This window comes from Paenibacillus sp. 7516 (genome assembly GCF_002272715.1).
GTDB lineage: Bacteria > Bacillota > Bacilli > Paenibacillales > Paenibacillaceae > Paenibacillus > Paenibacillus illinoisensis_A.
The window spans coordinates 868335-881591 of sequence record NZ_NPBI01000006.1; the positions used below are offsets into that span (position 1 = coordinate 868335).

At 47.1% G+C, this 13257-nt stretch carries 11 protein-coding genes; all 11 read right to left on the reverse strand.

Features of this window, described 5'->3' with window-relative positions:
• Positions 1–113: 113 nt before the first annotated feature.
• Positions 114–941 carry a spore cortex-lytic enzyme gene (gene sleB, locus CHI14_RS07245; protein ID WP_095287704.1) on the reverse strand — a complete coding sequence of 276 codons (828 nt, stop codon included), beginning with the start codon at positions 939–941 and terminating at the stop codon, positions 114–116.
• A gap of 189 nt (positions 942–1130) precedes the next feature.
• On the reverse strand, positions 1131–3863 hold the full coding sequence (locus tag CHI14_RS07250) for an FtsK/SpoIIIE family DNA translocase (protein ID WP_095287705.1): 2733 nt from the start codon (positions 3861–3863) through the stop codon (positions 1131–1133).
• A gap of 90 nt (positions 3864–3953) precedes the next feature.
• The gene (locus CHI14_RS07255; protein ID WP_095287706.1) at positions 3954–4184 is read right to left on the reverse strand and encodes a YlzJ-like family protein; all 231 of its coding nucleotides are present in this window, start codon (positions 4182–4184) and stop codon (positions 3954–3956) included.
• A complete protein-coding gene (locus CHI14_RS07260; RefSeq protein WP_141236647.1) occupies positions 4181–4888 on the reverse strand; it encodes a ClpP family protease in 708 nt (235 codons plus the stop codon). Before CHI14_RS07260 ends, CHI14_RS07255 begins: the two co-directional genes overlap by 4 nt.
• A gap of 282 nt (positions 4889–5170) precedes the next feature.
• On the reverse strand, positions 5171–6850 hold the full coding sequence (locus CHI14_RS07265) for a ribonuclease J (protein WP_095287708.1): 1680 nt from the start codon (positions 6848–6850) through the stop codon (positions 5171–5173).
• Positions 6851–7324: 474 nt separating this feature from the next.
• Complete coding sequence (gene dapA / locus CHI14_RS07270) at positions 7325–8203, reverse strand: 4-hydroxy-tetrahydrodipicolinate synthase (protein ID WP_095287709.1); 879 nt, start codon at positions 8201–8203, stop codon at positions 7325–7327.
• Positions 8204–8248: 45 nt separating this feature from the next.
• On the reverse strand, positions 8249–9466 hold the full coding sequence (dapG, locus tag CHI14_RS07275; protein ID WP_095287710.1) for an aspartate kinase: 1218 nt from the start codon (positions 9464–9466) through the stop codon (positions 8249–8251).
• Positions 9467–9883: 417 nt separating this feature from the next.
• Positions 9884–10480, reverse strand: coding sequence for a dipicolinate synthase subunit B (locus CHI14_RS07280; protein WP_095287711.1), 597 nt, complete (start codon positions 10478–10480; stop codon positions 9884–9886).
• Positions 10477–11376, reverse strand: a complete 900-nt coding sequence (gene dpsA / locus CHI14_RS07285; protein WP_095287712.1) for a dipicolinate synthase subunit DpsA — start codon at positions 11374–11376, stop codon at positions 10477–10479. Before dpsA ends, CHI14_RS07280 begins: the two co-directional genes overlap by 4 nt.
• Before the next feature lie 139 nt (positions 11377–11515).
• Positions 11516–11962, reverse strand: coding sequence for a dUTP diphosphatase (gene dut, locus CHI14_RS07290; RefSeq protein ID WP_170948039.1), 447 nt, complete (start codon positions 11960–11962; stop codon positions 11516–11518).
• Positions 11922–13205: a M16 family metallopeptidase gene (locus tag CHI14_RS07295; RefSeq protein WP_095287713.1), complete on the reverse strand. Its 1284-nt coding sequence runs from the start codon at positions 13203–13205 to the stop codon at positions 11922–11924. Before CHI14_RS07295 ends, dut begins: the two co-directional genes overlap by 41 nt.
• Positions 13206–13257: the final 52 nt, after the last annotated feature.

Here is a 13257-nt window from a genome sequence, read left to right on the forward strand (position 1 = left end):
CGGCGTCATTTGTTAGGCAATATTTCAGTAACTCTCAAGTGCAACAACCATTTTAACCCATGCAAAAGGCAAGAAGCAACCGAAGACGCGTCTTCTGGTTGCTTCCAACATCATCACATACAAAAGATATGCTGACCGATTGTTTTCACCTGAGGACGGGTCCAGATCCACTTGGAAGTAGCCGTCTTGGGATTGAAGTAATACAGACAGCCGCCAGATGGGTCCCAGCCATTCATAGCCTGCTCAACCGCTTTACGGGCTTGAGCATTGGGTTCCAGATAGATCTGCCCGTCAGCTACAGCGGTAAATGCACCAGGCTGGAAAATGACGCCGGATGGTGTATTTGGAAAACTCGGTGATTTAACGCGGTTCAATATGACTGCTGCTACAGCAACCTGACCTTCAAAGGGTTCTCCCCGGGATTCGCCATATACCGCATTGGCCATAATCTTAATTTCATTCTCCGATAAGCCCATGGAATTGGCGGAACCCATGTTGTCCTGCTCTTTGTTTGCATTATCGGTTTTGTCCGTACCCTGGCCTGACGATTCCTTGTGCAGTGGAGGCTCGGTCGGGGACCATTGTTTAGTTGCATTGTACAATCTCAGTTTAGTTTTAGCGCCAACCACGCCATCCGCTTTCATACCGAATTCAGATTGAAACCACTTTACGGATTTTAGCGTGCTGCTGCCAAAGTTACTATCGATTTTACCATTGTAAAAACCTAAGTACTTCAGTCTGCCTTGTAGCTCGTATACATCCTGCCCATAACTTCCATATTGCACGGTGTTGCTGCTGAAGGTGGGCAGCGATTTCTCTTCCACCTGGGAAGTATTTGGTTTGGATTCTTGGGTTGCCGAATGGTCAGGGAGCAAATAACGAATTCCCAATGCAGACATCAGCAAGATCGCAGTGAAAAGCCATATGTTCATTTTTCGCATCGACTGTGCTCTACCTTTCTCTTGTGGGATTAACAGAATCGCTAACGTTATTATGACAAGCCTGCTTGCTTCCTATGCACCAAATCATCCGATCATTGGACAACATGGCAAAACCTCAACGACCATGAACAACAAAAAAGCCCCCAACTTATTGTCAGGGGCTTGCATAGATACAATTCTTAGTGGTACTTAAGAACTTATTTTGTTTTGTTGATATTGTTCCAGCGAAATTAGAACCTCCCTAGGCTTACTGCCCTCATACGGGCCAATAACGCCACGAGCCTCCATTGAGTCGATCAGACGTGCAGCACGAGTATAACCCACACGCATGCGCCGCTGAAGCAAGGATACGGAAGCTTGCTTCGCTTCCAATATAATTTGCACAGCCTGCTCGTACAGTTCATCCTGTACTTCATCTGCCGCTTGAACGGAGTCATCGACTTCAGGAACAATCGATTCATCGTACTGGGCTTCGCCTTGTCCACGCACATAATTAACAATATTCTCAACTTCTTCATCACTCATGAAAGCTCCCTGCACCCGTACAGGCTTGGAGGCCCCCATAGGCATGAACAGCATATCGCCGCGACCTAGCAGTTTCTCTGCTCCACCCATATCTAAGATCGTCCTGGAGTCCACCTGTGAAGACACACCGAATGCGATCCGGGAAGGGATATTGGCTTTGATTACACCTGTAATGACATCTACGGAAGGCCGCTGCGTGGCGATGATGAGATGGATTCCGGCTGCACGCGCCATTTGCGCAAGACGGGCAATGGCATCTTCCACATCCCCGGCTGCAACCATCATCAGATCCGCAAGCTCGTCCACAATAACAACGATGTATGGCAACACGGCTGCCGGGTTATCCTTCATCAGATTGTTATAACCTTCGACGTTCCGTGTACCCGATTTGGAGAACAGCTCATACCTTTTCTCCATCTCGACCACTATCTTTTTGAGGGCCAGCGAGGCTCTCTTGGGATCCGTAACTACCGGAGCCATCAGATGAGGAATGCCATTGTATACATTAAGCTCAACCATTTTCGGATCGACCATCAGAAATTTAACTTCATCCGGTTTCGCTTTGTACAAAATACTTGTGATAATCCCGTTAATACATACCGATTTACCAGAACCCGTAGCACCTGCAACAAGCAAATGGGGCATACGAGCAAGGTTGCCGATGATGGTCTGACCAGAAATATCCCGTCCAAATGCAATAGTCACTTTGGATTCTGCATCCTGAAACGTGGATGTTTCCATAACCTCACGCATCGTTACAACGGAAACTTCACCGTTAGGCACTTCAATACCGATCGCTGATTTACCCGGAATCGGTGCTTCCATCCGAATATCCTTGGCCGCTAAGGCCAGTGCAATATCATCAGTCAAACTTACAATTCGGCTAACTTTTACACCTATATCCGGCTGAATCTCATAACGTGTAACTGCTGGTCCTCTAACAACTTCAAGCACTTTCGCCCGCACACCGAAGCTTTCCAGTGTGGCTTCAAGCTTCCGGGCAGTTTGCATATAATCTTTTTGATCCCCACCCTTACCGCCGTTATTAGGCTTAGCAAGCAGGCGGAACGAAGGGAGTTTATATGGCTTCGGAGGTGGTGGAGGCGGTTTAACAGGCTCCATCTCCTGCCCCTCAACACCTTCACTGTCCATCACCGAAGATGAATCATTTAACCCACCAGATTGTCCTTCCGGGCTGTTCTCCATCTCACTCAGGTCATCAGCACCCGCCTCGTTTACAGGCCAATCCGCTCCATCTACCAGTTCATCACTAATTTTGATCGGAATGTCGTCATCCTGACTGGAGTCTGAAATGTCCTCAGGAAACGGGTACGCATCGTCCAAATCGTCATCCTTCACATGATCCTCGGATCTGACGTGTTCGAAGAAATCACGAATAATCGGAGCTGAACTGGTTTTCGGTGCAGCAGTCCTTCCAGCAGAGGCTGGAACATCTGAGACAAATGATGGCTCTTCATTCCATGATTCTGCGAAATGGTCCGGCTCAGCGCGATATAACACTTGCTCTGCTGCCGGTGGCTGCTCTTGCTCCATCTCTCGGTCTGATTTGGTTGTCTCCCGATCCGCACCCCACTTACCAAACAATTGAAAGAAAATGGGTGCTTTACGTTTGGGAAGATGCATCTCTTCCAAATCATCCTCTTCATCTTCTTCGATATCTGCCGGAATAGGAACCACTTTACGTGCTGCTCCACCTTTTTTTCCCGAGGATGTTGCAGCAGATCGTGCTGATGGTCTGGACTCCAGCTTTTTGTAGATCGAACTGCCGGCATCCCATACTTTGGTTCTGAATATACGCACCAGATCAACGTAGGACAGATTCGTAATCAGCATAAAACTGATAATAAACATTACGATCATGATTAAACGCGCGCCAAGACTGCCGAACAACCACAGGAACAGAGCAAACTGAGCAGCCCCAATGTAGCCGCCACTTATATCCTTATTTAACATGGAATCATGTTCATCTGGGGCCGGTTGAAGCAGTTCGGTCTGCATATCATTATGTACTTGTGTAATAACCGCTCCAGGCTCGAGCGCACCCACAGGGATAAGCTTCTGATGCATTGCAGATACGGTACTCATCAACGTTAACGCAAACACCAGAAGAACAAGTCCGGTCTTGCGAGTAGTCCAACCGCTTGGCCACCTTCGATGAATCATAACCATCAATCCGTAGTAGATCCCAACCAGCGGAATGGCAAAATAGAACTTCCCTAGCATTAATCCGAACATTTTGGATAGTGAACGTCCTACCGTTGCTTCTCCAGATAGAGCGATAACCGCCAGAGTAATGAGCACAATACCATAGATTTCATATTTTAAAACGCCGCTGAACGCAGCGCCTTTTTTCTTCTTCTTTTTTCTTCTGGCCAAAATCAGGTCACCCCCAGAAGAATATTATACCATACAAATATAATCCGTACATATGTTCTTTTCTTGCCCTATTTGTCTTTTTTCGTCGTGTTATGTTGGTCCCGGGTTACCGGAAAGAGGAACTTTGGAGCCAGGCATATTGGCGGGATCAAGGTACGCTTCTAGCGGGCAGTCAAGCAAACGTACGATAACAGCTTCGCTCTCACTAACCGGTCTGATCTGCATCAATAAACCGTTAATCTTGACTTCACGCGTATCCTCCCCTTCATTCCACATCCCCGACCAGAGATGTTCCGGCGGCATTACAGTATACATGGTCATTGTGGAAGTCCTCCTGCCTGCAGGGTCTGTCTCTTGTCTCCCATAAGTTTGTTCAGCTGCGCAATGGCTTGTCCAATACCGCCAACCGCATCCATTAATCCGTATTTGACTGCATCAGCACTCCCTACAGCGGTACCGATATCCCGGTTCAATTCCCCTGTCTTAAACATGAGTTCTTTGAACATGTCCTCCGAAATATTTGAATGCGTGGTGACAAAGCGAACAACCCGTTCCTGCATTTTCTCCATATACTCGAATGTTTGAGGGACCCCGATGACCAGTCCGTTCATCCGGATGGGATGAATCGTCATTGTTGCACTTCCGGCAATCAATGAATAGGTGGAAGCTACTGCGATTGGAACCCCAATGCTGTGTCCTCCCCCAATAACAACGGTAACGGTAGGCTTGCTCAGAGAAGCAATCATCTCGGCAATGGCCAACCCTGCCTCTACGTCTCCTCCCACGGTGTTCAGAATGATCAGGATGCCTTCAATCCGGGGATTCTGTTCAGCAGCAACCAGTTGCGGGATAATATGCTCATACTTCGTGGTTTTGTTTTGCGGAGGCAGAATCAAGTGACCTTCAACCTGTCCAATAATCGTCATACAGAAAATATTGGACTCTCCTGCAGGTGACTGAGTCTGTCCGAACTGCTGGATGGCCTCTGTAACCGGAGCCAATCCTTTGTCATCTTGGGCAGGCATGCCTGGTGTCTCAATCTCGGGTTGATTGGACTTGGATGTCTGTTTGCCATTTATATACTCACTCATTATATTAATCCCCTTCCCCATAACCATTTTAATGTATTCCTTAGTATGGGGAATTTTCCAGTCTACTTATACCCAATGACCTGCCAAAAATCTCTCGCATCCTCCATGAATCCATTCCGTAAAAAACAAAAAAAGCCCCTGATCTACGAGGAACCGTCCAATATTACTCGTAGATCAGGGGCGACTGTGTGCCTGAATATATAATTTTAATGTATTTTAAACTTCCATGATAATTGGCAATATCATCGGTCTGCGACGAGTTTGCTCATACAGGAAGCGTCCCAGTGCGTCTTTTACATTCGTTTTGAGTGAAGCCCATTCGTTTACGTTCTCACTCATCAACTTTTGCAGAGTGCTGCTGACAATACGGTTGGCTTCATCAAGCAATCCTTCGGATTCCCGTACGTATACAAATCCACGGGAGATGATATCCGGACCGGATACAATTTTACCATCCTGTTTGCTCAGGGTAACTACAACGACAAGAATACCATCTTGGGATAACAGTTTGCGATCACGCAATACGATGTTACCTACATCGCCTACACCCAATCCGTCGATCAGTACGTTGCCTGCAGTAACTTTACCAGCCTTGCGTGCTGCTCCGCCTTGAATCTCAACTACTTCACCGATATCCGTGATGAAGATGTTATCAGGGTCAATACCTACAGATTCAGCAAGAACGGCGTGGCGGCGCTGCATACGGAACTCCCCGTGAATTGGTAGGAAGAATTTAGGTTTCATCAGGTTAAGCATCAGCTTGAGCTCTTCCTGGCTACCGTGTCCGGATACGTGTACACCGCTGTTCGCACCACTGTAATGCACATTAGCTCCGAGACGGAACAATTCATCAATGGTACGGCCCACATACTTCTCATTACCTGGTACCGGTGTTGCTGCGATAATAACGGTGTCTCCAGGAAGAATGTCTACTTTACGATGAGTAGAACGAGCCATCCGAGTCAATGCAGACATTGGCTCGCCTTGACTTCCTGTGCAGAGGATAACAACACGGTCAGCAGCCATTTTACCTACTTCTTCAGGTTCAATGATCATGCCGTCCGGAATATCCAGATAGCCCAGATCCGAAGCAATACCTACAACATTCACCATGCTGCGTCCAATGACAGCCACTTTGCGGCCAGTCACTTCTGCTGCATTAATGACCTGTTGAATCCGGTGTACGTTGGAAGCAAAGGTAGCCACAACAACGCGCTGGCTCGCTTTACGGAAGATATCTTCCAGAACGATACCAACATTTTTCTCAGAAGGCGTAAAGCCTGGTTTCTCCGCATTGGTACTGTCAGACAAAAGCGCAAGTACGCCATTTGTACCGATCTGTGCCATACGTTGAAGATCCGCATATTGACCATTTACTGGTGTGTGGTCGAATTTGAAGTCACCTGTGTGAACTACAGCACCTTCTGGTGTTTCAACACATACACCAACGGAATCCGGAATACTATGGTTAGTAGCAAAGAATGTTGCTTTCAATACCGATCCAAGTTGAATCTCGGAATCAGCATCAATCAGAATGCGTTTTGTTTCACCCAGCAAATTGGCTTCTTTCAGCTTGTTTTCCACCAGTCCGAGTGTAAGCTTGGTTCCGTATACAGGAACATTAAGGTGTTTCAGAACATACGGCAATCCACCGATATGATCTTCGTGACCGTGAGTCAAAATGATACCTCTTACTTTGTCACGGTTCTCAGTCAAGTACGAAATGTCAGGAATGACAATGTCAATTCCAAGCATATCTTCTTCAGGGAATTTAAGGCCAGCATCTACGACTACAATGTCGTTAGCGTATTGGATGACATACATATTTTTACCAATCTCGCCTACGCCGCCCAGTGCAAAAATCATCAGTTTATCGTTATTATTTTTCTTAGACAAATGAATCTGAACCTCCTATGGTAGTTGGACGTCGTACCTTATTATTTTATTTATTGTAAGTTAAAAAAGTAATCTCCACATGACAAACCCAATAGATAGGCATGTATGCAAAAGAACACCTTTATTCACGATATTTGGAAGAAGTTCTTCGAAGTAATTCCCCTTCACCAACAAGTTGGATTTGAAATCATTCCTTCTTAGCCGTTCCTTCCCTTTTCACCGCAAAGCCACATCTCGAAACGATGTCGCTTTCAATTTCAAAAAAATACCGCACCCAGTCACTTGACATCATTATACATGATTAAAAACAAAAAAAACAAGTCACTCTGTCGTTGAGCCCTAGGTTTCCCTTTATCAGCAAGGTTGTAACAACCCAAAAAAGCGAAAAAAGAACCGCTTCTTCTTTCGCAGAAGAGCGGTTCCTGTCTGTTTAAAATAGGTTGCCAAGATTAATAATTTTAAGACATGTGACTGCTATTCATTAAACAAGGCACGGATAAAGTCCTGCTCGTTTTCGGTTGGAGCAATGAGTGGTAGACGTACAGAACCTACATTCATCCCACGTAACGTCAGTGCATATTTCACTGCAACCGGGTTCGGCAAAGGCTGAGGACACTCAAACAAACCTTTGAACACAGGGAAAAGCCGCTGATGCAATTTCGTTGCCTTTTGAGTGTCTCCGCCGACAAAGGAATCAATCATCTGCTTCATCTCTGAACCAACCACATGGCTCGCGACGCTAACAATGCCGTATGCCCCCACCGTGATCGCTGGTAAACCTGACGCATCGTCTCCCGTATATACTTTAAAGTGATCGGGTGCACCAGCAGCGACGAGTGTCACATGCTCCAAAGAAGCACATTCTTTCGTAGCCACGATATTCGGTATCTGAGCCAGACGAAGCGTTGTGGCCGCAGACAAGCAGGCTGAGGTACGCCCTGGTACGTTATATAGCATCACAGGCAGTTTGGTTGAGCTCGCGATGGCTTCAAAATGTTGGAACATGCCTTCCTGGCTTGGTTTGTTGTAATAAGGAACGACCAAAAGGACCCCATCCACGCCGACACGTTCAGCTTCTTGAGTCAGTTGGATCGAATGGGCAGTATTGTTAGACCCTGTTCCGGCAATGATTTTGCATCTTCCTGCAGCATGCTTTACTGCAAACTCAAAAAGCTGCACCTTCTCACTGTCGCTAAGTGTAGGAGATTCACCGGTCGTACCGGACACCACAAGTGCTTCAGATTTTTGATCTGCAATTAAATAGTCTATAAGCCTTGCAGTTTCCTCCCAATGAATCTCCCCCTGTTCGTTGAACGGAGTGACCATTGCTGTAATCAATCTTCCAAAGTCCAATTCGATTTCCTCCTTCAAAACAGGTCTGGCTCCGATCGCTTCTAATTACAGATGAAGTTCGAATGAGGTATGAAGCGCCCTCAGGGCCTGAACCATATCTTCTTTTTTTACAAGTACCCAGATGGTTGTGTTCGAATCTGCCGATTGCAAAATCTGAATGTCAGCCATTGTTAACGATTCAACGATTCTTGCCATGATGCCAGGCACACCGTTGATTCCACCGCCGATCACCGAAACTTTGGCACAGCCGGACAGACTTTGAGGTTTAAGACCAATCTCTTGCAATACTTGAATTGCTTTTTCAGAGTCACTGTCAAATACCGTATAGACGACTCCTGAAGGGGTAACATTAATAAAATCAACACTAATCGAATTTTCAGCCATTGTTTTGAAGACTTTCAGCTGCAGTCGATCTGCGCCTCCAGGTACATCTACTGTGATTTGGGTAACATTGCTAACGTAAGCAATACCCGTCACATAACGATCTACTATGCCTGTCTGCACATCCTGGAAGCCTTCCGGATGGGTAACGAGGGTTCCTTCGCTGTCTGCAAAAGTGGAACGCACGCGTACAGGAATCTGGGATTGCATTGCAATTTCAACTGCTCGGGGGTGAATAACCTTGGCCCCATGATGCGCCATATTACAGATCTCCGCATAGCTCACCACAGTTAACGGACGTGCATCCTCTACAATTCGCGGATCGGCAGTCAAAATGCCGTTTACATCAGTATAGATATCCACCATCTCCGCATGAAGCGCTGCCCCCAGTGCCGTCGCTGATGTATCACTACCCCCACGACCTAAAGTGGTAAAGTCCCCGCTCTCTGTCTGCCCTTGGAAACCAGTAACAATAACAACACGATTCTTTTGAAGCTCCTCCAGCACACGAACAGGACGGACATCCAAAATCCGGGCATTCCCGAAATTGTCGTCCGTCACAAAGCCTGCCTGCGCACCAGTCAGTACAGTGGTGGGGATGTTTTCATGTTCCAGAAGACTGCTGAGCGTTGTAGCTGATATGATTTCACCGCAGCACAATAATAAATCCTTTTCACGTGCAGACAGCGAATTACCATTTTGTGCTGCCCAGTCGAGCAGTGTATCTGTAGCATAGGGTTCACCCCGGCGGCCCATAGCGGACACAACAATGACAAGACTAAGTCCTGCCTCAAGTTCACGTTTAATATGACGGAGCACGTGCTCTCTCGCCTGAACTGTAGAGAGCGACGTGCCTCCAAATTTCTGTACCATGATACGCATCTTAATTCCTCCATTTGTGTACGCAAGAAGACTGGACACGGTCAAATCAACAAATGGATCAACCCAGGGAGCGTTCCGATGCAATAAATTCAGCAATGATTACGACATTATATGCCGTTTTTCCTCTGTAGATTGCTCATAGCAATTCACAAACTGAAGCTCGGTTGTACACCGATCACGACATGCATATCTTCATGAACGCATCCCGCTTGCGATCATTTCACTTGCAAGCAGGAATGCCCTTCAACGACAGGAACGCGTACACAGAAAGCTGTTAAACTTCCGACATATCGTCCCCCATGATTTTCTTTGTCTACCTAACCAAGTTCAATTCTTCATGCGTATAACCGTTATCCTGGAACTTCTCCACTGCGAAATCAAACCCGTAAGCATTGGTTAAACTTGGTTAATAAACAATTAAGCCTGTGCAGAACGTTCCACAATCATTGGCTGTAACTGTTTACCTTCCAGTGCACTCCAGCATGCCTCCGGAATAAGCTCCATTTTTGCTACTAACGAGTTTGGTTTCTTCACCGGATCATCCTGCCCGAACGGTACAAAGTACATATATTTTGCCACAAGCAGTTTGGCGATGTTCGCGGCATTCAGTCCCAGACCATCATTTGTGGAGATGGCAAGCACTACCGGACGCTGATTCCGCATCTGGGCTTTGGCTGCCATCAGCACAGGGCTATCGGTCATCGCATTAGCCAGCTTACTGGTGGTGTTCCCTGTGCAGGGAGCAATCACGAGCACATCAAGCAATTTGGCTGGCCCGAGCGGTTCCGCCTCAACAATTGTAGAAATAATATCATTACCGGTTATATCTTTCAACTGTTTATGCCAGTTCTGAGCCGTACCAAAGCGTGTATCCGTTGTTAATACCGAATTGGAAATAATCGGAATGACATTTGCGCCCTCAGCCACAAACCGGCTAATTACCGGCATAACCTCTTCAAACGTACAATGAGAACCTGTAATCGCATAACCTACCGTTTTACCCTTCCAGTTCATAGTTCAACCTCCCGTGCGTTTTGTTCTTCCAAAAGCAAACGGATCAACACGTCGGCAATAATGCCGCCAGCCGTTTTGGGAGCAACAATGCCGGGGAGGCCTGGCGCTAGAAGCGCTTTAATGCCGCGTTTTTCAGCATATCTGAAATCGCAGCCGCCAGGAGCGGATGCAAGGTCGATAATGACTGCTTTTTGCGGCATTCTGGACAGGATTTGTGCTGTGATTATCATAGTCGGTATCGTATTAAAAAGCAAGTCAACTGCCCCGGTTTGAGCGGCCAAATCCGTTGTCATGAAAGGCTTCCAGCCCATGATGATAGCCCGAGCTGCATCTTCTTCCCGCCTGATTCCCACCCGTACATTTGCCCCAAGACCCTGGAGCGTTTTCGCCATTGTGAATCCTGTTCGGCCGAGCCCAAGCACAATACATTCCGACCCGTGGATCGTGAAGTCCGTCTCCCGAATCGCCATAGCGACCGCTCCCTCAGCTGTCGGTATCGAGTTGTAGAGCGCAATATCGTCACGATCCAATACCTCAATAAGCCGCAAGCCGTTATCCACGCACAACTCACGCAAAAATGGCTTTGCCATTCCTGTGAAAACAATACAATGCTCTGGCAATGCCGCTATCTGTTCTTTTTTGAGGAAAATCGGCAAGTCACTGAATGAGGTGCTCACTTTCCCCTGATCATCACATCCAACCACGGGCAGCACCAGCACATCCGCAGATGCCAACACCTCATCCTCCAGCTCATGATGTTCGATCCCCGGAATAGAACGCTCCAGCTTGTCGAAACCGACCACACTCACTGTGGCATCCAGCTCTGCGCATTTTTGAATGACTTCAAGCTGCCGCGCATCTCCGCCCAGGACTACTATCCGGACTCCGGTCAGCATCGGGACGTCACTCCTTTCACCACATGTATGCCTTATCGTATGCAGGGGCCCACAGGGGGGTGAAAACATTTCCTATCTCTTCTCCAAGCAAAAAAGGCCTTCCCGCATGGGAAGGCCCTTCATCATTCGTAGCCATTTATTATTTTCCGGTATGACCGAATCCACCTTCGCCGCGAACCGTTTCCGAAAGTTCGCTCACTTCGGTTAGTTCAACAGCAGGCACAGTCTGAAACACGATCTGGGCAATGCGTTCACCCCGTACAATCGTGAAAGGCTCCTGACCCAGATTAATCAAAAGCACTTTAACCTCACCCCGGTAATCTGCATCGATGGTACCCGGTGTGTTTAAACAGGTAATGCCGTGTTTGAACGCCAGGCCACTGCGTGGACGAATCTGTGCTTCAAGGCCCGCAGGCATAGCCATAGCCAGACCAGTCGGAATCAGCGTGCGCTGTCCCGGCTGCAATACAACGTCCTCCTGAAGCGCAGCAACTACATCAAAGCCTGATGCAAGCTCCGACATTTTTTGTGGCAGTTTAATATCTTCATTGCCCGGTAACTTTTGAATTTGAACGTAATGCAACAAAATCATCCCTTCTTAATCCAGCAATGGTGCGATCAGAGGCACCGACCATAGCAAGCGCAAATGGCTCCGCGAACATCAGGTCAAGTACAGCATCGATATCTTCCATCGTTACTTGTTCAATTTTGGCGATCATTTCATCCAGCGTATGGTGTCTGCCCAGCATCAGTTCGTTTTTACCCAAACGATTCATCCGGCTTCCCGTGCTTTCCAAACTGAGAATCAGACTTCCCTTCAGCTGTTCTTTTCCTTTGCGTAGTTCATCTTCCGTCAGACCGTTAACTGCAAGATCCTGCAGAACCTCTTTGGTCAGGTCCAACACTTCTTTTGTTTGTTTTGGTGCAGTACCTGCATATATCGTGAATAGACCGCTGTCCGCATGTGAACTGTGATAGGAATATACGGAGTATGCCAGTCCGCGTTTTTCACGAATTTCCTGGAACAGTCTGGAACTCATGCCGCCACCAATAGCATTGTTCAATACTACCATGGCAAACTGCAGTGGGTCTCCAATTTTGCAGCCCGGGAACGAAATACAGATGTGGTTCTGCTCCGTTTTCTTTTTGTGAAAGAGCTGCCCGCTCTGGAATTTGGGGACAGTAATCTGTTCTGCCGCACCATGAACGTCAAATGATCCAAAGTGTTTTTCCATCAACTCAATTACACTGTCATCAATATTACCTGCAATACTAATCACTGTGTTCTCAATGGTGTAGTGCTCTTTCATATAAGCACGCAGATCGTTAGAATCCATCGCCTTGAGCCGTTCCTCCGTACCCAAAATCGGGTAAGCCAGTGGATGCTCTCCATAAGCCGCCGTAGCCATCAGATCATGTACCATATCATCCGGTGTATCCTCATACATTGAAATCTCTTCCAGGATGACGTTTTTCTCTTTGATGAGCTCGCCATCATCCATTTTGGAACGGAAAAACATGTCCGACAATACATCTACAGCGATAGGCAGATGCTCATCCAATACTTTAGCATAATAACATGTGTATTCTTTTGAAGTGAACGCGTTCACGTTACCACCGATAGCATCAAACTGTTCCGCAATTGCCTTGGCATCGTAACGATCCGTTCCCTTGAACAACATGTGCTCAATAAAATGTGATACTCCATTGTTAACAGGCTGCTCGTTGCGCGATCCTGTCTTGACCCATATACCAAAAGACACGGAACGACAGGTCGGAATCTGTTCCATGACTACCCTGAGGCCATTGCCCAGCTGAATTTTTTTCACGGTTGGCCCTCCTACATCTCTATAATTGCCCTGATCTCAAAAAAATGAAATC

Bases quoted from the DNA above. Each gene is read 5' to 3' on its own strand.
- sleB (WP_095287704.1), bottom strand. From the start codon at position 941: ATGCGAAAAATGAACATATGGCTTTTCACTGCGATCTTGCTGATGTCT.
- CHI14_RS07255 (WP_095287706.1), bottom strand. From the start codon at position 4,184: ATGACCATGTATACTGTAATGCCGCCGGAACATCTCTGGTCGGGGATG.
- CHI14_RS07260 (WP_141236647.1), bottom strand. From the start codon at position 4,888: ATGCCTGCCCAAGATGACAAAGGATTGGCTCCGGTTACAGAGGCCATC.
- dapG (WP_095287710.1), bottom strand. From the start codon at position 9,466: ATGCGTATCATGGTACAGAAATTTGGAGGCACGTCGCTCTCTACAGTT.
- CHI14_RS07280 (WP_095287711.1), bottom strand. From the start codon at position 10,480: ATGAACTGGAAGGGTAAAACGGTAGGTTATGCGATTACAGGTTCTCAT.
- dpsA (WP_095287712.1), bottom strand. From the start codon at position 11,376: ATGCTGACCGGAGTCCGGATAGTAGTCCTGGGCGGAGATGCGCGGCAG.